Source organism: Pontimicrobium sp. MEBiC01747 (genome assembly GCF_053601635.1).
The window spans coordinates 1-852 of sequence record NZ_JBSHNS010000562.1 but is presented as its reverse complement, the minus strand read 5'-3'; the positions used below and the strand labels follow the sequence as shown (position 1 = coordinate 852).

General features: G+C 30.3%; 1 protein-coding gene and 1 pseudogene. One reads left to right on the top strand and one right to left on the bottom strand.

All coding sequences use genetic code 11. The annotated features are described in order from the left end of the window. Positions 1-656, top strand: a 656-nt coding sequence (locus ACVC2P_RS18830) for a mechanosensitive ion channel domain-containing protein (RefSeq protein WP_452599994.1), incomplete at its 5' end; no start/stop codon positions are given. Positions 657-672: 16 nt separating this feature from the next. Here the strand turns inward: ACVC2P_RS18830 and ACVC2P_RS18825 are convergent. Continuing rightward, positions 673-852: pseudogene (locus tag ACVC2P_RS18825) on the bottom strand (GNAT family N-acetyltransferase); the annotation flags it as partial.

Genomic DNA, 852 nt, shown 5'->3' with positions numbered 1-852 from the left:
CTATAAACGATATGGTAAGAATTGGCGACTGGATTACTTTTGAAAAATATGGTGCCGATGGTGATGTTACAGAAATTAATTTAGCAACTGTAAAGGTTCAGAATTTTGACAAAACCATTACAACAATTCCAACTTACGCTTTAATTTCAGATTCTTTTAAAAATTGGCGAGGTATGACCAATTCTGATGGTAGACGTATTAAACGTGCTATAATTATAAAACAAAGTAGTATAAAATACTTAACGCCAGAAGCTATAAAATCTCTAAGAAAAATATCGTTAATTGCAGAGTATTTAAACAGTCAACAAAACAAAATAAACGACTACAATACTTTAAACAACATAGATAAAACGACATTAATAAATGGTAGAAACCTAACGAATATTGGTGTTTTTAGAAAATACATAGATAGCTATATTAATGAGCACTCTGGCATTAATAAGGATATGATGATTATGGTAAGACAATTACCTCCTACTTCTCAAGGTATTCCTTTAGAAATTTATGCTTTTAGTAGCGATAAACGTTGGGCTAATTATGAGTACATTATGGCCGATATTTTCGATCATATCTTAGCGGCTGTTTCTTACTTTGATTTAGAGGTTTTTGAGTTACCAAGTTCTATTAAGGATTTTAATACTTCTGTAGTAAGCTAAAGTTTTATTTTTAGTATTAATCGAAAATACGTCCGTAATAATTAAGGTCTACAATTTCTCCTTTCGTGGTTTTATAATCTCGTCGTATGGTACCTTCTAGCTTGAAATTGTTTTTTAATATTACACTTATGCTTCCTAGGTTTTTACTGCTTGCTCTACAGAGTAACTTTTTAAAGTGGTACTTGCTAATAATAGA